This window comes from Bacillus sp. S/N-304-OC-R1, assembly GCF_019749375.1.
GTDB lineage: Bacteria > Bacillota > Bacilli > Bacillales > Cytobacillaceae > Cytobacillus.
On sequence record NZ_JACWFE010000001.1, the window covers coordinates 1 to 22,715 of the forward strand.

Genomic DNA, 22,715 nt, shown 5'->3' on the forward strand with positions numbered 1-22,715 from the left:
ATAAAAACTCTAACTTTAAGGGGTCACTACCAATCTCAATCTAATGGATACCCCTTTTTTATAAGAATCTAATTATTATTCTGATATTCCTTATAATTCACATACCACTTATGAAATTTTCTCCAAGCTTCCTCAAAGTTAGGCTGAATGATTGAAAGCTGAACCCATGCTCTTTTCGCTAAATATGCACTTTTATAATGCAAATCAAAACCAGAGAGTGCGGCATCTTCTGCCATGTCAGAGCAGCTGTCTTCTCCTTTTAAGGTTACGATCATCGGATAGCCATTTGGAGTTAAAAATTCCATATCTTTATTCTTCTCAGCAGCTAATATTAATTCATAACGATCCATCAGAAGATTGTACCGGTCACCGCATTTATAATATTCTAAAGCTCTTTCTAAGCTCCTTAGGGCTTGAGATGAATATGTAAATGGAATATTGCCATTTGAATACAATCCTAAATCAAGATAGGAGGGAAGTGATGGATTTTCAAATATTGCATGGTTTGAAAATACAAAGGATAATCCACTCACCGTTCCGATTGCTTTACCGCTTACACCTGTTGCTAAATATATATCTTCTAATGAAAACGGCAGAGCACCAAAGGAACTGACACAATCAAGACATAATTTTATATTATTTAGCTTACATAAGTGTTTAATTATTTCTAAATCATTTAGCATTCCTGTAGACGTTTCACCATGAGCCATTAATAGCCATTCATAATGACTTTCGTCCATCTGCATTCTTAATTGGGTCTCATCAAAAGGCTGTCCCCACTCATTGGCTACATAATCAAAGGATAAACCCCATCTCGCTGCTTGGTTCATTAAACGCTCCCCGAAGGCACCATTAATAAGGATAAGACCTTTACCTGAAAGCTCCTTAAGCTGAGCAATCATCGCTTCGTTTGCAAGAGTCCCGCTGCCGCTTAATAAATGGACATATGCTGCTCCACTCATCGTAAGTAATATGTTTTTTACTTTTTCCATTGTTAATTCAAAATCATATGAGCGGTGAGAAACAGGCTCCTCTGTTAAAACTGCGCTAATTTCCTCTCTTAATAAGACTGGTCCTGGATAAAATGAATATCTTTTTTGTTTTAATCTTGCTGCAATTGATTGTTCGAACTGCTTTCTCGTCAGCACCATAGGAACGAATTGGGCATTCTCTGACCCAACAGCTTCAGCAAAAGCTTCAAACCCCATTTGTTTATATAGCTTCATCTCCCGAACTGTTCCAGAAATGACAGCTGCACTATATCCTTGCTTGTATGCATAGTCAGACAATGCACCGACAAGCATAAAAAATACTCTCCCGTTACGATGATCTTTCCTTACGGCCAAAAGTCTAATCTCACATAGCTTTCCTTGCAAGGCATCCTCCGGCAATAATCTTTCCACTGGCCCAACTTTTTTATCCAATGAAAAAGGACGTTGGTCCCGAATTACGATCATACCAGCAAGTTCTTGATCTTTAAGAACAATAATATATTTATTTTCATTATGAAAGGGATCAACACGAATGCCGTTGTCATCAGGCTCATGCTGAGGAATCTCTTCAACAAAGGTTTCATAGTTTAACTTCGCAATTTCTGCAAACTCTTTTTCCGTCCTGGCAATTTTACACCAATACATTTTGAAAACCTCTCTTCGCTCAAGCTCTATAAAAACTGATTAAATCTTATTTTCGCATAATTTTAGATTGAAAGAAATGTTTTTCCCTAAATTTAGGAATAAAGTGAATACAATTAGAAATATATGGTAAAAATCGAGATTGGTTAATATTTTCAAAAATTAGGAGTTTAATAACAATGAGAGATAATACAATATACTTCTAATAATTATCATATTAATTACTCTCATCATAAAGTCATTAAAAATATATACGAATGGCCGAGTTTTCGTTATTTATGATACATCAAAGGATGAACGAACTCGTACTGAACTATATTCCTTTTTCGCCCAGTGGAAATATAACATTTTCAAATATTTTTTCAATACCTAAGGAGGTGAAAACCTATTTAAGTTACTAGGGTAATTTAATTGTCAATACTTTAGTAATATTGAATTATTTTAATTGAATATTTATAATTATCAGTAAATGTCAGAAAGGAGTTTGATTATGTCACAAACAAAAAAGATTTTGATGGGATTAGGTTTGGGAGTCATTGTCGGTCTAATCCTGAATTTAGTTCTTCCAGGCGTTTTTGATCCTGTTTCAAAATTTGTATTCGTACCGATAGGCAAGATTTTTGTCAATTTAATAAAAATGTTAGTTATTCCGATTGTAATAGTTTCATTAATCCTTGGAACTGCAGGAATTAGTGACCCAAAAAAGCTTGGACGCATTGGCGGAAAAACGATCTCATTCTTTCTTATTACAACAGCCATTGCCATTATTATAGCTTTAGGCATGGGGATTCTATTTCAGCCAGGCGCTGGCGATTTCCAATTGGATGGAGCAGAATTTGAGGCTAAAGAAGCGCCACCTGTTATTGATACTTTAATAAACATTATTCCAACAAATCCATTTAATGCAATGGTTCAGGAATCCATGCTTCAGATTATTGTTTTTTCAATTTTTATTGGATTTGGACTGTCCCGATTAGGTGAAAAGGTAAATGGTTTGCTTCGTCTTGTAGAACAATCAAATGATGTTTTAATGTACCTCGTCAATGTCATTATGAAATTTGCGCCATATGGAGCCTTTGCATTAATCGCAAATGCGATTGGGGGACAGGGGATTGACGCAGTGATGGCAATGGGTAAATACATGTTAGTCGTCTTATTCGTTTTATTGCTTCATCTAGTAATTGTTTACGGTTCAGCATTATCCTTACTTGGAAAAATGAATCTTCTTAAGTTTTTAAAAGGGTTTTCACCAGCGATGATCGTTGCGTTCAGTACTTCAAGCAGTAATGCTGCACTTCCTGTTTCTATGAGGGCCGCACAAGATAATCTTGGTGTCTCCAAAACTGTAAGCGGTTTCGTTCAACCGCTAGGAGCAACCATTAATATGGATGGAACCGCTATTATGCAGGGAGTAGCGACGATTTTCATTGCCCAGATTGTAGGAGTTGATTTAACTTTTAGTCAACTCATTACAGTCATCTTAACAGCAACCCTTGCTAGTATTGGGACTGCAGGAGTTCCAGGGGTAGGTTTGATCATGCTCTCCATGGTATTAACATCCGTAGGTCTACCAGTTGAAGCTATAGCGTTAGTGTTAGGTGTAGACCGGTTAATTGATATGTGCCGAACAACGGTTAACATAACAGGAGATGCAGTATGCGCTGTCATTGTACAGCGTTCTGAGGACGGCTTAGATGTAAATGGAACAAATAGTATTAAAGCTTAAAGTGAAAATATAAGAATATGAAAGAAAAACTAAGATTGAGTGAACCTATACCCATTTATATAATGAAAATGGTTCCTAACTCTTCTTGCAAGAGTACCTTTAACAAATATAATTAAAATAAATCAATAAAATGTTTTCTAGGGTTCCGCAATCATGTTGGCCTGGTCCGAGAGAAAACTCACAGATAATTCTGTGCCACGGAAGGATAAAAGCCTGGGAGATGACTGTTTACAACAGAAAATCTCTTAGGCTTTTTGTTTTGAAAAACTTTAATGGAGGAAGAAGCAACATGAATTGGTTGAAAGTATTTTTTGCTGCATTTTTTGAAGTGTTTTGGGTCATTGGGTTAAAGCATGCTTATGATTTTTGGACTTGGACGGGTACGATTATTTCAATCGCTGTCAGTTTTTATATGCTTATTATGGCAGGAAAGAGGCTACCTGTTGGTACGGTTTATGCAGTTTTCGTTGGATTAGGGACAGCAGGTACTGTTTTATCTGAAATCATTTTTTTTGGAGAGCCATTGAAAATTTCAAAATTGGTTCTCGTATTCATATTATTATGTGGAGTCATTGGATTGAAGCTTGTTACAAATGATGAAGCTTCTGTGAAAGGGGGATCTGTTTCATGAGCTGGTTTTATCTTGTACTGGCAGGGTTTTTTGAGATGATTGGCGTTACAATGATAAATAGCTTGCATAAAAATCGCAACTGGCAATCTTTCGTTATGCTTGTATCAGGCTTCGGAGCGAGCTTTCTGTTTCTGGCGCTTGCGATGAAGGAATTGCCGATGGGAACAGCATATGCGATTTGGACAGGGATTGGTGCGTCTGGCGGGGCAATATTAGGCATTATGCTATATGGAGAACAAAAGGATTGGAAGAGAATTTTATTTATCGGTATGGTTTTAGGGGCAGCGATAGGATTAAAGCTAATAGTATGAAGCTCGCAATATTTGCGAGCTTCATACCATTAATACCATTCTTACAGTTTTTAGAATATGACCATCGAAATGATCATCAAATTCAGAAACGATTTTAAAACCTCTTTTATCATAGAAATTTCTGCCTGTTTGATTTTCCTTTTCTACATTTATATAAACCTCTTTAATTCCCTCAATTTTTTCAATCGCTTCTTGCAGCAGAGCAGTTCCAATCCCGTTTCCCTGATATTCAGGATAAAGATAAATAGATCCTAATTCAATTTCTCCATTCTCCTTTAATGGAGAAAAATTCGCAAAACCTGTAACTTTATTATCTGCAATAGCAACAAACATGTGAGACAGCTCTAATCTCCTCACCATCATTTCATCACTATAGGCAGATTTCAAAAAATTCTCTTGAATGTGGAGTGGGATAATCCCTTTATAAGTATGGTTCCAGCTAGTTTTCGCTACATTTTGAACTTCGGGAATATCTTCAACTCTCATATCCCTAATGATAAAATCCATTCAATTTACCTCCCTGTAAATATTTTTTTAATAGTATCATATTTTTCCTAAATGGAGGAAAAAAAATACAATTAAACAACGAAAATAGATATAATGAGTTTTATAGGAAATTTAATATAAAGGAGTCCAAAATGGAAGATGAATTAATTAAAATTTTTAATCGGGATCGACATCCAATTGGCGTATCATCACGAGAAGAGATACATAAACAAGGATATTGGCATGAAACATTTCATTGTTGGTTTGTCAGTGAAGTAGAGGGTACTCGCTATATCTTTCTGCAAAAAAGAAGTCACTTAAAAAAGGACTATCCTAATCTTCTAGATATAACAGCTGCTGGACATTTACTTGCTGAAGAAACGATTTTTGACGGCGTTAGAGAAATAAAAGAGGAATTAGGAGTAGATGTTGCATTCGAGAAATTAATTCCACTTGGTGTCGTTGATTATAGTGTAACAAGAGATTTACTCATCGATAATGAGTTTGCTCATGTTTTTTTATATAAAAGCCAGTTTGAATTAGATAATTTTATTTTGCAGGAAGAGGAAGTTTCAGGAATCTTTAAGGCAAAATTAACTGATTTCACTAAACTGTTATTAGGAGAGGTAAGTTCAATTTCAGTTGAAGGCTTTGAAGTAAATCAGCTAGGAAAAAAAGAGAGAATAAATAAACAGGTAAGTAGAAACGACCTGGTTCCCCATGAACATTGTTATTATGAGGAAATTTTGCAATTAATAAATGATTACTTGAAAGACTGAGCAGCGAAATCTGCAAATTTTATTAAGGAGATGGTATATAGTGAGTGGGATTTGTATCTAGACATAGTTTAAGGGATAATCTATTGCCTTTACATCGAGAAAAATTATTGCAAAACGCAGTATATGATTTGAAAAATAATCCTAATGTGTTAGGGATTTATTTAGCGGGATCTTTAGCTAATGGGAATTTTGATCATTATTCAGATATTGATTTACATGTTATTGTTAAACCTGAAAGCAAACAGGATTTTATTAATCAAAAATGTATTTTCCCGCAAAACTGGGGAGAGGTACTATTCTTTGAAAACTCTTCACAATCTTCACCTGTCGTTGTCACACATTTTAAGTGCTTTGTGAAGGTAGATTCTTGGTATCATACTCCAAATGAAACTACTCCATCGATATGGCTGAAAAATATTCAGGCATTATATGATCCACAAAGCATCATAAAAAAATTAATTCAAGCTTCAAATTCTATAAGGTATGAACCAGATGACGCAAATGTTGAGTTTTGGAGAACGAAAATAGTAGCATTTATTCACCAAACTTATCGTGCGGTAATGAGAAATGAATTAAATTATGCAATGGCTAATCTTGATCGAATTCGTTGGCTCATGGTTTATGGCTGGTATATGGAAAAGAATATACATGTAGATGGATCATATGGCGATTGGTCTAAGTTAGAAGGAAATAGAAGTGAGTTAAGCAACTCTCAATTATTCCTTTTAACTAGCTGGGACTGCCAGCGAGATACGGGTCGAATCATGACCACGATTGAAAAGATTGTCCCAGAATTTTTGAAGCTAAATAAAGCTCTAAGCTTAAAGACGGAAATAGCCGACAATGAAGATAAGATAATACAAATGATTGATATGGTTTTATAATCGAATAGCTTTTAAATGAAACTAAAAATATTTCGCTTTACTTAGTACTTTAGCATCAATATTTTCCCCCATTTCAATCCATACTACTTTCAGAGGTGAAGAAGATGTATAAACTATTGTCACATAATGATTTGGATGGGGTTGGCTGTGGAATATTGGCTAAGCTTGCCTTTGATAAGGGAGTAAAGGTTCGTTACAACTCCATTTCAGGACTCGATCGGGAAGTAGAATGGTTTTTGGAAAACGAGAGCAGAGATACATTTCTATTCATTACTGACTTATCTATTAATCAGGAAAATGAAGAGAGAATTGAAGCGTTTTATCAAGCAGGGGGAAAGGTGCAGCTCCTGGATCACCATAAAACCTCTTTGCATTATAATGACTATGAGTGGGGACATGTAATTGTTGAAGATACTGAAGGAAAATTAACATCTGCAACTTCATTATTATTTGACTATCTTGTAACAAAAGAGTTACTCACTCCAACAGATGCCATTTCAGAGTTTGTTGAGCTAGTCAGGCAATATGACACTTGGGAATGGGAAAAAAACAATAACCAGCAGGCTCAGAGATTAAATGCACTCTTTTTTTTAGTTTCCATTGAGGAATTTGAGGAAAAAATGATTCATCGCTTAAAAAGTAGTGATCAATTTCAGTTCGATGAATTCGAACAAAAGATTTTGGATATGGAAGAAGAGAAGATTGAAAGATACATTCGCAGGAAAAGACGAGAGCTAGTCCAAACGAAAATTGGAAATCATTTCGCTGGCATTGTTTATGCAGAGTCCTATCATTCCGAGCTTGGAAATGAATTAGGAAAGGAATATCCTCATTTAGACTATATCGCTATATTAAATATTGGCGGCAAGCGTCTAGGCTTCCGAACGATTCATGATACTGTCGATGTTTCTGAAGTTGCTGGCCACTATGGCGGTGGCGGACATGCAAAAGCAGCTGGCTGCTCCTTAACCAAGGAAGCCTATCGCCATTTTGCTGCTGAAACTTTTCAATTAGAGCCGTTAAGAGAAGATGCAAAATTTAATCGATATAACTTAAAAAATTCGTCATCGTTCGGTTCTCTTTATAAAAGCCGGAACGAAGATTTATTTCTAATTTTTCTTAATGAAAATCAGACTTGGAGCATTAAACAAAATAATAAAAAAACAAATCATGACTATTCCAGCTTTCAGGAAGCGGAAAACTTCTTAAAAAGAAAATATGCAGCCTGGCTCGTCAAGGATGACACATTTGTAGAATATTTAATAAAAGAAGCAAAAACGCACGGAAAATAAACGTTCATATATCGGAAAATGCAATCAAAAAAAGAAAAAGAGATCATCCTTTTCTTTTTTTGTTTAGTTTTTTCTCGAAGTCATGTAGGAGAGAAATTAATAGTTTAAAAGGGTGGGCTTTCATTGGAAAATTTTTGAGTTGACAAAGAAGTTGTAATAAAATAGAGCTGAGGGCTGCATTACAGGCCGCCAAATCACAGGTTTAAATAATTTTTCTACAAAAATGATGTTTTTCAATTAGCAGAAAGGGTTATATCATATAATAGATGTTTAACGTTATATGATGCCATTTAATCACAATAATAAATATTGGCATCCTCCTAAAAAATACAAATACATATTGGCTTTAATTTACAAACTAATGATGATTAGGGGAAACTATACATATGATACGTTCTTTTGCTATTACAAATGACCATCAGCTAATTGAAGATTTGCCAATTGAAAAATTATTTCAAGAAAATATCAAATGGTTTTGGATGGATTTTGAAGCACCATTATCAGAGGAAACCATGCTGCTAAAAACGCATTTCGGTTTTCATCCATTGGCAATTGAGGATTGCATGCATTTATTGCAGCGTCCGAAATTAGATTATTATGATGGATATGATTTTTTTGTCATTCATACGTTAAACAAGCAAACTCTTTTACCGGATGAGGTGGATGTCTTTGTTGGAAAAAACTTCATTGTAACCTTCCATTTAGTACCATCTCCAGAAATAACAATTGTCAAACAAAAGCTTCTTGCAAGTAATTTTGATTATGAAAAAGGTGCGTTACATTTGTTTTATCATTTAATGGATAAAATAGTGGATGAATATTTTCCAGCAGTTTATAAAATTGAAGATGAATTAAATGACATTGAGCTCGAGGACGCAAAGCAAGATCTAATGAATAATGTATTTAAATTAAGAAGTCAGCTTTTGAAATTGAGGAGAACGATCTTTCCAATGCGTGAGCTGCTGTATCGGGTATTAAATTCAGAAAGAGTAATTATTCCAAAGGAGGAAAGGGCTTATTTCATGGATATATATGATCATTTGTTAAAGCTTTCCGAAATGATTGAATCCAATCGCGAAATGACAAATGATATCCGTGACAGCTATATTTCTTTAAATTCAGACCGGATGAATAATATTATGAAAACCTTGACTGTCATGTCGTCCATTTTTATACCACTTACCTTTATTGCAAGCATTTATGGGATGAACTTTGAATATATGCCAGAACTAACTTGGAAGTGGGCTTATTTCGGAGTATTAGGCATAATGTTTATAATTGGTTCCACCTTGCTATTTATTTTATGGAGGATGGGATGGTTTAAATAAAAAATATTTAGGACTCCATTTGCAAAAGCTATTTCATTAAATGATAAAGTGCTGTCCTTTATGCTCGGGCAGCACTTATTTTATTTATTCATCTAATTCCTGTAACAGCTTGCCAATTTCCTTATCGTTAATGACCTCATCAGCGTAATAATCAAAATCAGTACGTTCCAAATTAACAATTACTAGCTTAGCTCCATTTTTTTTCGCGATTAAAGGAAATTGGTTAGCGGGTGTGACAGTTAGGGATGAGCCTAGTACGATAAAAAGTTCTGCTTTTTCCGATTCCTCTAAAGCAAATTGAAATGCAGCTTCAGGTAAGGATTCACCAAACAATACAATAGAGGGGCGCAGCAGTCCGCCACACTGACAGTTATATTCCTGGTTAATGTATTCCTGGCTGCTGTATTTCTTTCCGCAAGATTGGCAGTGCAATTGCTGTAAAGTACCATGAAGTTCAGCAACTCTTTTGCTTCCCGCTTGCTCATGAAAGCCATCCACGTTTTGAGTAATAATCGATTGGATTATTCCGCGCTTTTCCCAATCAGCCAAAATAAAATGTCCTTTATGTGGATAATACTCTTTTACACCTAGCACACGTTCTCGATAAAATTCAATGAATTCATCGACATTTTCATTTAATGAACTCACACTGGCAATCTTACTGGGATCCTTCTTATTCCACATGCCTTGCTTTGAAGAACGAAAATCTGGCAAACCACTTTCTGTCGACATGCCAGCCCCGGTAAATATAACTGTATAATTTGAATCCTCTAACCATTTTTTCAACAATTTACCGATGCCTCCTATTTTGAATTAATTAGTTAACATTTAAATCCATTTTAACATAAATACTATATTCATTCTTTTCCTACTATCCTAATTGACAAGAAAAAAAGGTTATGGTATTTATTTGTTAGTGGTTAGCACTCTAACACGCGGAGTGCTAATTATTCAATTTAATATTCTAGTAAAGTGAGATTGGAAGGAGAGGGCAAAATGGAAAAGATTCAATTCCAGGCAGAATCCAAACGGCTATTAGAAATGATGATTAACTCCATTTATTCTCAAAAGGAAGTGTTCTTACGAGAATTAATTTCTAATGCCAGTGATGCCATAGATAAAATCTATTACAAAACACTAACGGATGAAAACCTAAACTTTAATAAAGAAGATTACTATATAAAAATAGTCCCTAACAAAGAAAATCGCACGCTTACCATTATTGATACTGGCATCGGAATGACAAAAGAGGAATTGGAAACGAACTTGGGAATCATTGCAAAAAGCGGATCCTTAGCATTTAAAACCGAAAATGAGATAAAAGATGGCCACGATATTATTGGGCAATTCGGAGTAGGTTTCTATGCCGCGTTTATGGCGGCTGACGTTGTAACGGTTATTAGTAAAGCTTTAGGCAGTGAACAGGCTTTCAAATGGGAATCTGAAGGAGCAGATGGTTACACAATTGTCCCATGTGAAAAAGATGGAGTAGGTACAGAAATAATTCTGAAAATCAAAGAAAACAATGAAGAGGATACATATGACGATTATCTCGAGGAATATCGATTAAAATCAATCATAAAAAAATACTCTGACTTTATTCGTTATCCAATAAAAATGGATATGACAAGCAACAGGCTAAAAGAGGGCAGTGATAACGAATATGAGGAATATACGGAAGAACAAATTATCAACAGCATGGTTCCAATCTGGAGAAAAAACAAAAGTGAACTAACTGACGATGATTACACAGCCTTTTATAATGAAAAACATTATGGATTTGATAAACCACTAAAACACATTCATATTAGTGTAGACGGCACGATCCGCTATAATGCGATTCTGTATATCCCTGAGAAGATTCCGTTTGATTATTATTCTAAGGAATTTGAAAAAGGACTAGAGTTATATTCTAATGGAGTTCTCATTATGAATAAATGCTCTGACCTGCTTCCAGACTATTTCAGTTTCGTAAAGGGAATGGTCGATTCAGAAGATCTTTCCTTAAATATCTCAAGAGAAATTCTGCAGCATGATCGCCAATTAAAGCTAATTGCAAAAAACATTAACAAAAAAATAAAGAGTGAGCTTCAAAGCTTGCTGAAAAATGATAGAGAAAAATACGAAATATTCTATCAATCTTTTGGCAGAGGGCTAAAGTTCGGAGTATACAATGATTTTGGCATGCATAAAGATGTTCTGCAGGATTTACTCATGTTCTATTCTTCAACAGAAAAAAAACTTGTTACTCTAGATGAATACGTATCAAGAATGCCAGAGGATCAGAAGTACATCTACTATGCGGCTGGTGTGTCGAATGAAAGAATTGCCAAACTTCCGCAAGCTGAGCTAGTTGCCGAAAAAGGATATGAAATACTATACTTTACAGATGATATCGACGAATTTGCAATTAAAATGCTTATGTCTTATAAAGAAAAAGAATTTAAGTCTGTTTCAAGCGCGGATCTCGGAATTGATTCCAACGAAGAGAGTCAAGATGAGATCAATAACGAAAATAAAGACCTGTTTGATTTTATGAAGAATATTTTGGAAGGAAAAGTTAAGGAAGTAAGAGCATCAAAACGATTAAAATCTCACCCTGTTTGTCTTTCTTCTGACGGGGAAGTGACAATTGAAATGGAAAAAGTCCTCAGTACTATGCCGGATAATCAAAACATTAAAGCAGATAAAGTACTGGAGATCAATATCCAGCATGATGTTTTCCACTCCTTAAAGACTGCCTTCGAAAATGATAAAGACAAATTAAAACTATACACGAACCTGCTTTATAATCAGGCATTGTTAATCGAAGGTCTTCCAATTCAAGATCCGATTGAATTTACAAATGATATATGTAAAGTGATGGTTTAATTAATGAAATTAAGGGCTGCTTTTGCAGCTCTTTTTGTTTTAGCAATAGTACTTCTTTTAACTATTTATGGTATTATTTAGAAAACCAAACTCTTTTTAGAAAAATGAGGTGAATCGATTTATGACTGGAAGTATCACAAGTATCATGATTTTCTCAATCCCAATCATCGCTATTTTAACAAGTCATTTTCAAAAACAAGCAAAGATTAAACATAAAATCATACAAGATCAAATTGAGTTAGAAAAATTAAAGCAAGAGAATTATTTACTTGAGACACAAAAGATGAGGCTAGAACTTGAGCAAATGCAGCTTGACGATAAAAGACGAACTAATATTTTATAATTTTGTGAAGGGAGAACCAATTGTTCTCCTCTTTTTATTTGAGATGAAAAAAAAATTACTTTTGAAAGTAAAAATATATTGCTTTTAAAAGTAATATATATTACCTTATAAAGTAAGGGGGTGAAAATATTGGAAAATTTAAAACTTAATGTTTCACTTTTACGCAGAAGAGTTCCGAATTTAACCACTGCGTGCAAATCAGTAGGCTTGCGGCCTGCTACGGTATCTAATTTATGTACTGGAAAAATTCCTGTAGGACGTTCGGAGGTTCGAACATTAGTGGCATTGGCAGATCTTGCTGAGTGCAGTTTGGATGAATTAATTATTAGAGGGGAGAAACTAGAAATGATTGAGACGAATATTAAAACGCTTGATTTATTTGCTCCACTTACTAAAGGAGGAACGATTGGTCTAGTGGCTCGTCATGGTATGGGTCAGCTCGTCTTGCTTTCGGAAATATTTTTTAGATTGAAGAAGGATCAGTTTATAACGATGCTTCTAATGCCAAAAGGGGAGTATCCTGAATTAAACGATGTAAAAATAAATTCTGATATTATTGTGCACACGATAGAAGAGGCTTACGAAAAGATTGCGGAACAAGGAAAAACAGCGGAAATTGCATTTGCGGCAGATCGCAGTCATGTCCTAACTGGAGATATTTATGAACTTCAAGAAAAATTACAATCTACCGATATCTCATCTATCACAACGTTTCTGGTTGATTTAAAAGGGGAAGCAGTTGATGAGGATCTTCCATATGGACCACTTGAAACAATTTGGCAATTTGATGCAGACCTGGCTGCTAGACATAAATTTCCGGCAGTCAACCCAATCTACTCCACTTCATCTGTACTGGAAGGGGCATATCTTGATCAAAACCACCTAAACATACAGCAGCGTGCCCAAAAACTTCTTCGCCGTTACCGTGAACTTCGATCTTTAGTAAATGTTGGCGGAATGGAACGCCTGCCAGCTTCTGAACTACAAACATTTAAGCGTGGTGAACGACTAGAAGCATATTTGACACAGCCATTTTATGTAGCAGAAGCTTTTACAGGAAAAAAAGGCGAGTCTGTCAGCTTGCAAATTACCTTAAATGATGTGAGAAGAATAATAGAAGGAGCCGCTGATTCTATGGAAATTGATCAATTAACGTATTCGGGGCAGTTGATGGGTGTATAAATAACTAAAAGTTCCTATACTATGGCTGTTCTAGCAAAGAAGAATGCAGTCTAATTTCATTTCTGATTTCTATTAATGTAGCAGTATTCCATGTGAACATACCAATTAGTAATAAGACATAAAGGGCTGTATACCATTTTTTATGTTTACTTTTAAATAGAAGTAAGCTGATAAACCCTGCTGCTAGAAGGGGAATTAAAAAGATATTCACTTCCCACAAATTGTTTGCACGTATAATCGGTAAAGCTAAATGCATAATTTGCAGTGAATTTTCCTTGGTGATTTGAATATTTTTTGATTCTTTTTGAAAGACTCCTTGATCGAAGGAAACTGTATTATCTACTTCGTTCACTGCATATTGCAGCCCAACCATATTAAATTGGGTTAAATAAGTTAACATTAATAATGCAATCTGAAATGAAAAGTAAATGAGCAGAAGAATAGAAACAGGATTGCGATTATTCTGAGTTAGCAAACGGAAACTCCCCCCTTAAAAATAACCTATTAATTAAACATATTCGTCATATATCATGAGAATACCTTTTAAAAGCAGACATACAACAAAATGATGACGGAGTTCTTCTCAGCTTTTGTAATATTAACAAACCAGTTTAGAAATCATGGCAGGAAAAATAAATTTATTAGCGAATTTAATTACTTCAAGATTATATATCAATAATGTAGAGGAACCTGTATATGAATATTAAACTAGTAGAAGTAACCGAGAGCAATTTTTGGGATGTGATTAATTTAAAGTCTGATTTGGATCAGGAGAAACGAATTCAAATTTTTGAAAGATGGGTAGGTTCAAATGCATTCTTTCTTGCAGTCTGCCAAGTATATAGATTTACGCCAAAAGCCATTTATGATAGTGAAACACTAATTGGCTTTACTTCACATGGTTTTCACAGGGAAACCAATCGATTCGAATTAATTAGCATTATGCTGGGTCACGCCTACCAAAAAAAGGGATATGGAATGCCCATTTTAAGAAAAGTAATAGAAGAAATGATTGAAATGTATTCGTGTGAAGAAATATACCTATCTGTAATTTATAATAATGATGCTGCAATTCGTGTATATGAGAAGGCGGGATTTAAGCCAACAGGTGAAATTGAAAAAGGGCATCACCCAGAACCTATATATAAACTAGTAGTAAAGGAATATCAAGCGCTTTCAAAATCATAATTATTTACAAAAATAAAGCAGAGAATCTAATATCTCTGCTTTTTCATTTATTTTTATTCCGAACATCAAGTACATCCAATAGGAAAACAAACACAGGGATACCTACGATAAGCCCCCATATTCCAAAGAAATGCTCTGAAAAAATTAAAACTATAAATGTGTAGAAAACAGGTAAATCTGTTTTTGATGACATCAGCTTTGGATTTAATATATACGCTTCAATAGAATGGATAATCATAATCACGATTAAAATATAGACTACCTGCATAATTCCGCCGATTGTGTAGGCAATTGCAATTAATGGAATTAATGAGATTATAACCCCTGCTACAGGAATTAATCCTAGGAAGAAGATCAAGATTGACAGACCCAATAGCTGTGGGAAATCCATAATCCATAGAGCAAGAGTTGTCAAACCGCAGTTCACTAGTGCAATAATAAATTGAGCCTCAATGACTTTTCCAAAGGTTAATACGAATTTTTTCGCGAAAAATTCAATCTCATTATAAAATGGAGCAATTTTACTGTATTTAAATTTAGATGTAAATTCAACCAGTTTTGGTTTCTCAAGTAGGAAGAAGAGGCTTAGAATAAGAGACATCATGATTTGAATGCCAATTTTGCTCATTCCACTAAAGTATCTTAATAAAAACGTAAAGCCTTGTTCTAAGTAATTAGAAATTTGATTCGTTTCTATCATGCTCAGAACATAATTAACAAGAACATGATCATGCCGCTGAGTGAGAAATAGCTGCAGCTGAGTTACAAGCTGTGAAATTTCAACAATAATAATCGGTAAATATTTAATTACACCAATGGATAGCAGTCCAATAATTAATAAATAGGAAATGACTACTGTTAGCTTACGATGGAGATTAAACTTATTTGATACAATATTCACAAGCCGATCCAATAAAAATGAGAAAATAAAGGTAATGAGGATCAAATTGATCATACTTCTTAGCATGTAAAACAAAAATACTAAGATCGAAAAAATTACTAGCCTTTTTACTGAATTGTTATTAAAAAACGAACGGATCGTTTCCATCTTTAATATAATTCCCCCAATGCCATTGATGTCGAAATTTCGTATAAAACATTCTCGCTAATTTTATTCTATAATATTTTTATATATATTCATAATGTTTTTACCAATAAATTAAACAAAAGCATAAAAATAATTGAAACCTAAGTCTTTCCCTATTCGTCTAATTACTATGGCTGTTTTTTACGAATGCCAAAATCAAGGAGAGTAAATTTTGAGAGTACTTAAACTAAATATTACTTGGAAATTCTGTTTATTTATGATCATAGCTATTATTCTAACAAATATTCCGTTTTTAGGAAGTTATGTCCGTGTGATCAACACTTTAATTCATGAATCAGGTCATGCTGTAATTGCCCTATTAGGAGGTAAGGTTCATACAATTTCATTGTTTATGAATACAGAAGGTGTAACCTATACAAGCCATTTAAACTGGTTTGGAAGCTTTTTCACTGGAATAGCTGGCTATGTATTTTCATCTATAATCGCTTTTTTATCGTTTTGGTTTATTAGCAGGAAGCAGTATAAGCCGCTTATTTTCATTCTGCTGCTTTTTATTGGCTTAAATTTAATTTTTTGGGTAAGAAATTTTTATGGACTATTTTGGCTTATTTCCTTTGGAGCTTTATTTCTATTGTTATTATTCAAAGGTTCGACAACATTTGTTCAAAACTGTTTACTTATTATAGCCAGTATTTTACTTGTTGAATCACTATCTTCTTCCTTTACAATTCTTTTATTAAGTTTTATACAGCCGCATTCAGCAGGGGATGCAACTGGATTGACGAGATCAACTATGTTCATCCCTGCACAGTTTTGGGGGATTTTCTTTTTCGCACAAGCTATTTTCTTTTTGCTTTTAGGTTATAAACATGGAAACTACCGTATTGATAAATAATGAAAAGGTGAATCGATTGAAAAGAAAAATAGCTGTCATTACTGGGGCATCAAGCGGATTTGGACTTCTCGCGGCCATTGAACTTGCAAAAAACAATTATCATGTTATCGCAACGATGAGAGATATTAATAAAAGAACCTCACTCTTAGCGGGAGCAAAGAAAAATAAGATAGAGGACAACATATCCATCTTTGAGCTTGATGTTACTTCACAGTTGTCAATTGATAAATTAAAAGAATATGCCGAGACTGCCGGACAAATCGATTTATTAGTTAACAATGCAGGCTATGCAAGTGCTGGATTTGTTGAGGAAATTCCATTAGATGAATATCGCAAGCAATTTGATACGAATTTCTTTGGCTTGATTGCAGTTACCCAGGCTTTGCTGCCGCGTATGCGTGCCCAAAAAAGAGGAACAATTATTAATATGTCAAGCATCAGCGGAAGAATGGGTTTTCCTGGGATGTCTCCTTACGTAGCATCTAAGCATGCCCTTGAAGGCTGGAGTGAATGTCTCCGACTTGAGCTGAAGCCATTTGGGATTCATGTTGTTCTAATTGAACCTGGTTCTTATAAAACAAATATTTGGACGAGCGGAAAGTACGTAACAGAAAGGTCATTGAATCATGATTCACCGTACTATCATTATATGACTCAAATTCAAGAATATATTGATAAAGGGTCACAATCATTTGGTGATCCAAATGAAGTAGCCTTAAAGATTGCAGAAGTTGCGAAAACTGCAGAGCCCGTACTAAGGTATCCAATTGGCAAAGGTGTCCGCTTAAACATATTTTTAAAAAACACACTAAAGTGGCCAATATGGGAGAAGACATTCTTAAAAATATTAAATAAATAACATTCAAGATGATAGGGAATTCTATCATCTTTTTTCATTTCTTCCAAAAGGAATTTTTGGCCAAAACATGATTATTCTCCACTAACTAAGAGAAAATAAGACAATATAGAGGTAAGGGGTGATGAGATGAAAAGAAAGCGAGTTCTATTACAGTTAATCTTAATCATCAGTTTAATGCTCTTTGTCTTAAATCAGACAAATGCCGAAGAGATCAAAGAAGCAAGCATGCGTGTTCGTATATTGGAAACTACAGATTTGCATGCACGCATAATTGGGTATGACTATAAAAACAGGAAATCTAGCAACGAATTTGGATTAGCCAAAACAGCATCACTAATAGCCAAAGCTCGTCAAGAAGAACCTAATGTACTACTCTTTGATACTGGCGATGCGATAGTAGGCAATGCATTAGATGAGTATGTATGGAAAACGAAATATATGGATTTTCATACAGTACATCCAGTTTATAAAGCGATGAATTTACTTAACTATGATGCTGCAACAGTAGGTAATCACGAATTCAATCATGGGTTAGATTTTTTGAAAAGAAGCATTGAAGGAGCTCAATTTCCTTTTGTAAATGCCAATATTTATCTCGATGGAGAAAATGAAAATGGTATAGATGAGTTTAACTATTTCAATCCATTCATCATTTTAGAGCGGACATTTATCGATAATAATGGTAAAAGGCAAAAATTAAAGGTTGGAGTTATTGGTTTCGTTACTCCTATTACAGCAGAATGGGACAAGCAATACTTTCAGGGAAACCTAAAAATAAAAAACATCAAAGAAACAGCCCAGCACTTTGTTCCAATTATGAAAAATATGGGGACAGACATTGTTATTGCACTTGCACATGTTGGTCTTGAACCTGATAAAGGGTTGAAAGAACAGGAAGGTAATTCTGTTAACGCATTAAGTGAAGTGGAGGGAATAGATGCGATTTTATACGGTCATACTCATTTATTATTTCCGGATAAGAACAGTATTGGCAGTAAAGAAATTAACAATGGATTAGGGACGATAAACGGAATTCCTGCAGTACAAGCAGGTTTCTGGGGGAATCATCTTGGAATAATTGATTTAGATCTGCAAAAAGAGAATGGAAAATGGGAAGTGATGAGCAGTCAATCAATGAATAGACCCATTTACCATCAAAATAAGAATACCTTTATTCCATTAGTTCATGAGGATCAACGAATAATTGAGTCTGTAAAATTGTTGCACCAAGAAACTCTTAAATACTTGAATAAATAGTAAGCAAGTTATTCCTGCACATCCAAAATCAATAATTTAGGCAAGGTGCAGGAATTGCCTATACAATATTTTCTAAAAATCTCTCCATGAATCCTTTGGAATATGGTATTATTACGTTTGAATGTCAAAATGTAATCATTCGATTTTTTTCGACTAATAGCAAAAACGATATTAGAAATTTTTTTGATAGAAGGAGATAAAATGACAAATAATACTATTATTCGTTTTGAGAATGTGACAAAACAATATGACGATGACCCTCCAGTTCTGAAAGAGGTTAGCTTTGAGATTGAGCGTGGGAAATTCTATACGCTGCTTGGTCCATCTGGGTGCGGGAAAACAACCATCTTGCGATTAATTGCCGGCTTTATTGAACCTTCTTCAGGGAAAGTGTTTATAAATGAAAAATTAGTAAATGAAGTACCTGCGAACAAACGTCAAGTGAATACGGTGTTTCAGGATTATGCTTTATTTCCTCATCTAAATGTGTTTGAAAATGTAGCATTCGGATTAAGAATTAAGAAAATGAAAAACACTGAAATTGAGAAAAAAGTAAAAGAAGCACTTCGATTTGTAAATCTAGAAGGCTATGAAAATCGTGAAATTAGAGAAATGTCAGGCGGTCAGCGACAGCGTGTGGCTATCGCAAGGGCCATTGTCAATGAACCTGAGGTTATTCTTCTAGACGAACCATTATCTGCCCTTGATCTAAAGCTTCGAACTGAAATGCAGTATGAGCTGCGTGAGCTTCAGCGCCGGTTAGGAATTACCTTTATTTTTGTCACGCATGATCAGGAAGAAGCCCTTGCGATGTCAGACGAAATATTCGTATTAAATAATGGAAAGATCGAACAGAGCGGGACTCCAACTGATATTTATGATGAACCGATTAACCGTTTTGTCGCAGATTTCATCGGAGAATCAAATATTGTTCCAGGCGTAATGATCGAAGATTTCTTAGTTCAATTTACTGGAAAAACCTTTGATTGTGTAGACGGAGGATTAAATCCGAATGAAGCGATAGAAGTTGTTATTCGTCCGGAAGATTTAGAAATAACAAAGCCTGATTTAGGAAAACTTCGTGTGAAGGTAGATACACAGCTTTTCCGCGGTGTTCATTATGAGATCAGCTGCTATGACCAAGATGGCAATGAATGGCTTGTACATTCAACGAAAAAGGCAAACGTCGGAGAAGAAATTGGTCTTTATTTTGACCCAGAAGCTATTCATGTCATGAGACACGGAGAAACAGAAGAGGAATTTGACAAACGATTAGAAGCATATGAAGAGGGAAGCTATGAAAAGTAATTCTCGCAACCTTTATCTTATTCCTTATGTAATTTGGATTCTCCTTTTTGTTGTAACGCCGATTCTCCTTGTCGTTTATTATTCTTTTTTTGATATTGAAGGTCATTTTACATTTGATAATTACAAAAAGTTCTTTACTCCCGTTTATTTGAAAATGACGGCTAGTTCTTTTTGGTACGCGTTTTTAATTACATTTTTCTCATTATTGATCGCTTATCCAACTGCCTATTTACTGACAAAAACTAAACATAAGCAACTTTGGCTTTTACTCATTATTGTTCCATCTTGGATTAATTTATTACTGAAGGCTTATGCGTTTATCGGCATTTTTGGCACTTATGGGGCAGCGAATAGTTTTCTTGAAGTAATGGGCATTGGCAGCAAACAGCTTTTGTTTACAGATTTCAGCTTTATTTTTGTATCTGTTTATATCTTTCTGCCTTTTATGATTTTACCGATTTTTAATGCTTTGGATGAATTAAATCCATCATTGATTGATGCATCAAATGATCTTGGGGCTTCCCCTTGGACGACATTTACACGTGTCATTTTCCCGTTAACGCTTGACGGTGTTAAATCTGGATGTCAAGTTGTGTTTATTCCTGCTCTATCACTGTTCATGCTAACAAGACTAATTGCCGGGAACCGTGTTATTACACTAGGCACAGCTATCGAACAGCATTTCTTAGTTACTCAAGACTGGGGAATGGGTTCAACGATTGCTGTATTCTTAATTATTGCCATGGTACTAATCATGGTGTTAACAGGTAAGAGAAAGCGGGGGATAATATGAAGAAAAAGATGAAGCTTTCCGCATTATATTTAGCTTTAGTCTTTGTAATCCTGTATGCCCCGATATTTTACTTAGTGTTTTATTCATTTAATAGCAGTGGAACGATGTATCATTTTGAGGGTTTTACCCTTGATTGGTATCGAGAGCTGTTTGGGGATACTCGATTATTTATTATTGTTTTAAATACGATTATAATTGCTCTTTTATCTGCAGCAATTTCTACAATTCTTGGTGTTGCCGGTGCGTTGGCCATTTATTATGCACGAAGAAGACAAGTGAAAAATACATTGCTTTCATTAAACAATGTTTTAATTGTTAGTCCAGACGTTATTATCGGTGCATCTTTCTTAATTTTATTTACTATTATCGGAATAAAGCTCGGGTTTGTTTCAGTTTTATTAGCCCATATTGCTTTTAGTGTGCCCATTGTCGTCATAATGGTATTGCCAAAAATCGAAGAGATGAGCACATCGATGATATATGCAGCACTCGATTTAGGTGCATCAAGATGGGATGTTTTAACAAAGGTTATTTTGCCATTTATTACACCGGGAATTTTTGCAGGATTTTTCATGGCATTAACATATTCCTTAGATGATTTTGCTGTTACGTTTTTTGTAACAGGAAATGGGTTCAGCACTTTATCAGTTGAAATTTACTCGCTTGCAAGACGCGGAGTTTCTTTAAGTATTAATGCCCTTTCCACATTATTGTTTATTTTCACCATGTTATTGGTGGTGGGTTATTACTTTATCACACAGCGTAATAACCGTTCCGCAGGATTGGGGGTTAAGAAATGAAACAGCTTATTCGTGCTTTAGCAGCGGTCGTAATCGTTTCAGTTGGCTTAATTCTTTTAGTTAATAAATTAAATTCTGCTCAAGGATACTCTAGTGGAAACACTTTAACTATTTTTAACTGGGGAGATTATATTGACCAGGATTTAATTAAAAGATTTGAAAAAGAAACCGGAATCAAAGTCATATATGAAACATTTGATTCGAATGAAGCCATGCTAACGAAAATTGAGCAGGGCGGAACGTCTTATGATATTGCTATACCTTCTGAATATATGATAGAAAAGATGCGTGAAGAGGATCTATTACTTCCGATTGATCATAGTAAAGTTCCTAATTTAAAGTATATCGATCCCCGCTTTATGGATTTGCCATTCGATCCAGGAAACGAATATTCCGTTCCTTATTTCTGGGGAACGGTTGGAATCTTATATAATAAAGCCATGCTTGGTGATATGGAGATCACAAGCTGGGATGATTTATGGAATCCAGCATTTAAGAATCAAATTCTTATTGTTGACGGAGCACGTGAAGTAATGGGTATGGGTCTGAATAGTTTAGGCTATTCATTAAATGATAAGAATGAAGAGCACTTGCTCGAGGCGAAGAAGAAGCTAGATTTACTAACACCGAATATTAAAGCGATTGTCGGTGATGAAATTCGAATGCTTCTCGAAAATGGCGAAGCAAGTATCGGACTTGTATGGTCTGGAACGGCTCAGGAAATTATGTGGGAAAATGATGATGTGGAATATGTAATACCTGAGGAAGGATCTAATTTATGGTTCGATAATATGGTAATTCCAAAGACATCTAAAAATCCGGAGGCTGCACATAAATTTATTAATTTTATGCTAGATCCTGAAGTGGCTGCACAAAATACAGAATATGTTGGCTATTCTACACCAAACAAAGGTGCGCTTCAATTTATGGATGAAGAAATTACTAGTGATGAACGATTCTATCCGGACGAAGAAATGACAGCTAAGCTGGAAGTGTATAAAAACCTTGGAAAAAGAATGCTCGCTTACTATAATGATCTGTTCTTAGAATTTAAAATGCATCGTAAATGACTAGAAACTGACTGGCCAGATGGCTTGTCA

The 22,715-nt window shown here is 34.8% G+C and carries 23 protein-coding genes and 1 riboswitch; of the genes, 18 read left to right on the forward strand and 5 right to left on the reverse strand.

Going from position 1 to position 22,715, the window contains the following annotated elements; translation table 11 throughout:
* Positions 1–68 precede the first annotated feature (68 nt).
* Entirely contained in the window at positions 69–1,637 is a 1,569-nt protein-coding gene (locus tag H0173_RS00005; RefSeq protein WP_221843873.1) for a GNAT family N-acetyltransferase, read from the reverse strand.
* A 487-nt stretch (positions 1,638–2,124) separates the two neighbouring features.
* Here H0173_RS00005 and H0173_RS00010 point away from each other — a divergent pair, with 487 nt between their 5' ends.
* From H0173_RS00010 to H0173_RS00020, 3 genes are all read left to right on the forward strand, one after another.
* Positions 2,125–3,360 (forward strand): dicarboxylate/amino acid:cation symporter, encoded by a 1,236-nt coding sequence (locus tag H0173_RS00010; RefSeq protein ID WP_221843874.1) that lies wholly within the window; start codon positions 2,125–2,127, stop codon positions 3,358–3,360.
* Between the two features lie 126 nt (positions 3,361–3,486).
* Positions 3,487–3,582: riboswitch (guanidine-I (ykkC/yxkD leader) on the forward strand.
* Positions 3,583–3,649: 67 nt separating this feature from the next.
* Positions 3,650–3,991: a DMT family transporter gene (locus tag H0173_RS00015; protein WP_221843875.1), complete on the forward strand. Its 342-nt coding sequence runs from the start codon at positions 3,650–3,652 to the stop codon at positions 3,989–3,991.
* Entirely contained in the window at positions 3,988–4,302 is a 315-nt protein-coding gene (locus H0173_RS00020; protein WP_221843876.1) for a DMT family transporter, read from the forward strand. Before H0173_RS00015 ends, H0173_RS00020 begins: the two co-directional genes overlap by 4 nt.
* A 21-nt stretch (positions 4,303–4,323) precedes the next feature.
* Here H0173_RS00020 and H0173_RS00025 read toward each other — a convergent pair whose 3' ends face one another.
* Positions 4,324–4,809, reverse strand: a complete 486-nt coding sequence (locus H0173_RS00025) for a GNAT family N-acetyltransferase (protein WP_221843877.1) — start codon at positions 4,807–4,809, stop codon at positions 4,324–4,326.
* Between the two features lie 131 nt (positions 4,810–4,940).
* Here H0173_RS00025 and H0173_RS00030 point away from each other — a divergent pair, with 131 nt between their 5' ends.
* The 4 genes from H0173_RS00030 (at position 4,941) to corA (ending at position 9,071) form a co-directional block, all read left to right on the forward strand.
* Positions 4,941–5,567 (forward strand): NUDIX hydrolase, encoded by a 627-nt coding sequence (locus tag H0173_RS00030; RefSeq protein ID WP_221843878.1) that lies wholly within the window; start codon positions 4,941–4,943, stop codon positions 5,565–5,567.
* A gap of 107 nt (positions 5,568–5,674) precedes the next feature.
* A complete protein-coding gene (locus H0173_RS00035) occupies positions 5,675–6,451 on the forward strand; it encodes a nucleotidyltransferase domain-containing protein (protein WP_260630949.1) in 777 nt (258 codons plus the stop codon).
* Positions 6,452–6,555: 104 nt separating this feature from the next.
* Positions 6,556–7,743 (forward strand): DHH family phosphoesterase, encoded by a 1,188-nt coding sequence (locus H0173_RS00040; RefSeq protein WP_221843880.1) that lies wholly within the window; start codon positions 6,556–6,558, stop codon positions 7,741–7,743.
* A 386-nt stretch (positions 7,744–8,129) separates the two neighbouring features.
* Positions 8,130–9,071, forward strand: a complete 942-nt coding sequence (corA, locus tag H0173_RS00045) for a magnesium/cobalt transporter CorA (RefSeq protein ID WP_221843881.1) — start codon at positions 8,130–8,132, stop codon at positions 9,069–9,071.
* Positions 9,072–9,155: 84 nt separating this feature from the next.
* On the opposite strand, the gene H0173_RS00050 is transcribed toward corA, so the two are convergent.
* Positions 9,156–9,860 (reverse strand): NAD-dependent protein deacylase, encoded by a 705-nt coding sequence (locus H0173_RS00050; protein WP_221843882.1) that lies wholly within the window; start codon positions 9,858–9,860, stop codon positions 9,156–9,158.
* 207 nt (positions 9,861–10,067) lie between these two features.
* Between H0173_RS00050 and htpG the strand changes: the two genes are divergently transcribed.
* The 3 genes from htpG (at position 10,068) to H0173_RS00065 (ending at position 13,467) form a co-directional block, all read left to right on the forward strand.
* Positions 10,068–11,942 carry a molecular chaperone HtpG gene (gene htpG, locus H0173_RS00055; protein ID WP_221843883.1) on the forward strand — a complete coding sequence of 625 codons (1,875 nt, stop codon included), beginning with the start codon at positions 10,068–10,070 and terminating at the stop codon, positions 11,940–11,942.
* A 121-nt stretch (positions 11,943–12,063) separates the two neighbouring features.
* Positions 12,064–12,285, forward strand: coding sequence for a hypothetical protein (locus tag H0173_RS00060; protein WP_221843884.1), 222 nt, complete (start codon positions 12,064–12,066; stop codon positions 12,283–12,285).
* 129 nt (positions 12,286–12,414) lie between these two features.
* The gene (locus H0173_RS00065) at positions 12,415–13,467 is read left to right on the forward strand and encodes an ATP synthase beta subunit C-terminal domain-containing protein (RefSeq protein ID WP_221843885.1); all 1,053 of its coding nucleotides are present in this window, start codon (positions 12,415–12,417) and stop codon (positions 13,465–13,467) included.
* A gap of 19 nt (positions 13,468–13,486) precedes the next feature.
* On the opposite strand, the gene H0173_RS00070 is transcribed toward H0173_RS00065, so the two are convergent.
* Positions 13,487–13,942: a hypothetical protein gene (locus H0173_RS00070; RefSeq protein ID WP_221843886.1), complete on the reverse strand. Its 456-nt coding sequence runs from the start codon at positions 13,940–13,942 to the stop codon at positions 13,487–13,489.
* Positions 13,943–14,163: 221 nt separating this feature from the next.
* Between H0173_RS00070 and H0173_RS00075 the strand changes: the two genes are divergently transcribed.
* Positions 14,164–14,655 (forward strand): GNAT family N-acetyltransferase, encoded by a 492-nt coding sequence (locus H0173_RS00075; protein WP_221843887.1) that lies wholly within the window; start codon positions 14,164–14,166, stop codon positions 14,653–14,655.
* Between the two features lie 43 nt (positions 14,656–14,698).
* Here H0173_RS00075 and H0173_RS00080 read toward each other — a convergent pair whose 3' ends face one another.
* Positions 14,699–15,703, reverse strand: coding sequence for an AI-2E family transporter (locus H0173_RS00080; RefSeq protein WP_221843888.1), 1,005 nt, complete (start codon positions 15,701–15,703; stop codon positions 14,699–14,701).
* Positions 15,704–15,914: 211 nt separating this feature from the next.
* Here H0173_RS00080 and H0173_RS00085 point away from each other — a divergent pair, with 211 nt between their 5' ends.
* The 7 genes from H0173_RS00085 to H0173_RS00115 all read left to right on the forward strand — a co-directional run bounded on the left by H0173_RS00085 (position 15,915) and on the right by H0173_RS00115 (position 22,685).
* Positions 15,915–16,598 (forward strand): M50 family metallopeptidase, encoded by a 684-nt coding sequence (locus H0173_RS00085; protein ID WP_260630950.1) that lies wholly within the window; start codon positions 15,915–15,917, stop codon positions 16,596–16,598.
* Positions 16,599–16,614: 16 nt separating this feature from the next.
* Entirely contained in the window at positions 16,615–17,457 is an 843-nt protein-coding gene (locus H0173_RS00090; protein WP_221843889.1) for an oxidoreductase, read from the forward strand.
* A gap of 126 nt (positions 17,458–17,583) precedes the next feature.
* Positions 17,584–18,714 carry a metallophosphoesterase gene (locus H0173_RS00095; protein ID WP_221843890.1) on the forward strand — a complete coding sequence of 377 codons (1,131 nt, stop codon included), beginning with the start codon at positions 17,584–17,586 and terminating at the stop codon, positions 18,712–18,714.
* 201 nt (positions 18,715–18,915) lie between these two features.
* Positions 18,916–20,022, forward strand: a complete 1,107-nt coding sequence (locus H0173_RS00100) for an ABC transporter ATP-binding protein (protein WP_221843891.1) — start codon at positions 18,916–18,918, stop codon at positions 20,020–20,022.
* Positions 20,012–20,815, forward strand: coding sequence for an ABC transporter permease (locus H0173_RS00105; RefSeq protein WP_221843892.1), 804 nt, complete (start codon positions 20,012–20,014; stop codon positions 20,813–20,815). The genes H0173_RS00100 and H0173_RS00105 overlap by 11 nt, the downstream gene beginning before the upstream one ends.
* Positions 20,812–21,615: an ABC transporter permease gene (locus H0173_RS00110; RefSeq protein ID WP_221843893.1), complete on the forward strand. Its 804-nt coding sequence runs from the start codon at positions 20,812–20,814 to the stop codon at positions 21,613–21,615. Before H0173_RS00105 ends, H0173_RS00110 begins: the two co-directional genes overlap by 4 nt.
* The gene (locus tag H0173_RS00115; RefSeq protein WP_221843894.1) at positions 21,612–22,685 is read left to right on the forward strand and encodes an ABC transporter substrate-binding protein; all 1,074 of its coding nucleotides are present in this window, start codon (positions 21,612–21,614) and stop codon (positions 22,683–22,685) included. The genes H0173_RS00110 and H0173_RS00115 overlap by 4 nt, the downstream gene beginning before the upstream one ends.
* Positions 22,686–22,715: the final 30 nt, after the last annotated feature.

Bases quoted from the DNA above. Each gene is read 5' to 3' on its own strand.
- H0173_RS00005 (WP_221843873.1), bottom strand. From the start codon at position 1,637: ATGTATTGGTGTAAAATTGCCAGGACGGAAAAAGAGTTTGCAGAAATT.
- H0173_RS00010 (WP_221843874.1), top strand. From the start codon at position 2,125: ATGTCACAAACAAAAAAGATTTTGATGGGATTAGGTTTGGGAGTCATT.
- H0173_RS00015 (WP_221843875.1), top strand. From the start codon at position 3,650: ATGAATTGGTTGAAAGTATTTTTTGCTGCATTTTTTGAAGTGTTTTGG.
- H0173_RS00020 (WP_221843876.1), top strand. From the start codon at position 3,988: ATGAGCTGGTTTTATCTTGTACTGGCAGGGTTTTTTGAGATGATTGGC.
- H0173_RS00025 (WP_221843877.1), bottom strand. From the start codon at position 4,809: ATGGATTTTATCATTAGGGATATGAGAGTTGAAGATATTCCCGAAGTT.
- H0173_RS00030 (WP_221843878.1), top strand. From the start codon at position 4,941: ATGGAAGATGAATTAATTAAAATTTTTAATCGGGATCGACATCCAATT.
- H0173_RS00040 (WP_221843880.1), top strand. From the start codon at position 6,556: ATGTATAAACTATTGTCACATAATGATTTGGATGGGGTTGGCTGTGGA.
- corA (WP_221843881.1), top strand. From the start codon at position 8,130: ATGATACGTTCTTTTGCTATTACAAATGACCATCAGCTAATTGAAGAT.
- htpG (WP_221843883.1), top strand. From the start codon at position 10,068: ATGGAAAAGATTCAATTCCAGGCAGAATCCAAACGGCTATTAGAAATG.
- H0173_RS00060 (WP_221843884.1), top strand. From the start codon at position 12,064: ATGACTGGAAGTATCACAAGTATCATGATTTTCTCAATCCCAATCATC.
- H0173_RS00075 (WP_221843887.1), top strand. From the start codon at position 14,164: ATGAATATTAAACTAGTAGAAGTAACCGAGAGCAATTTTTGGGATGTG.
- H0173_RS00080 (WP_221843888.1), bottom strand. From the start codon at position 15,703: ATGGAAACGATCCGTTCGTTTTTTAATAACAATTCAGTAAAAAGGCTA.
- H0173_RS00095 (WP_221843890.1), top strand. From the start codon at position 17,584: ATGAAAAGAAAGCGAGTTCTATTACAGTTAATCTTAATCATCAGTTTA.
- H0173_RS00100 (WP_221843891.1), top strand. From the start codon at position 18,916: ATGACAAATAATACTATTATTCGTTTTGAGAATGTGACAAAACAATAT.
- H0173_RS00105 (WP_221843892.1), top strand. From the start codon at position 20,012: ATGAAAAGTAATTCTCGCAACCTTTATCTTATTCCTTATGTAATTTGG.
- H0173_RS00110 (WP_221843893.1), top strand. From the start codon at position 20,812: ATGAAGAAAAAGATGAAGCTTTCCGCATTATATTTAGCTTTAGTCTTT.
- H0173_RS00115 (WP_221843894.1), top strand. From the start codon at position 21,612: ATGAAACAGCTTATTCGTGCTTTAGCAGCGGTCGTAATCGTTTCAGTT.